This is a genomic window from Jeotgalibacillus marinus, from assembly GCF_040801915.1.
Taxonomy (GTDB): Bacteria; Bacillota; Bacilli; order Bacillales; family Jeotgalibacillaceae; genus Jeotgalibacillus; species Jeotgalibacillus marinus.
Genome location: NZ_JBFMIA010000214.1, coordinates 1 through 255, shown reverse-complemented (window position 1 = coordinate 255; position 255 = coordinate 1). Strand labels below are relative to the sequence as shown.

Annotated in this window: 1 protein-coding gene; it reads left to right on the top strand. The window is 64.7% G+C overall.

Annotated features, from left to right (window positions below; genetic code table 11):
- The coding region (locus AB1471_RS17595) for an XdhC family protein (RefSeq protein ID WP_367781014.1) at positions 1–255 on the top strand (255 nt) is incomplete at both ends.

Genomic DNA, 255 nt, shown 5'->3' with positions numbered 1-255 from the left:
CTCACCACCGTGCACGGCCCGCGCCTGCGCTTGCTCATCATTGGGGGCGGCCAACTCTCGCGCTACTTGGCCAGCATGGCGCACATGTTGGATTACCAAGTGACGGTGTGCGAGCCGCGCACCGAATACCACGAAGGCTGGGACCAAATCAGCGGCGTGACCCTGTCCACCGCCATGCCCGACGACCTGGTGCTGTCGATGAACCTGGACAGCAACAGCGCGGTGGTGGCCATCACCCACGACCCCAAGCTCGAC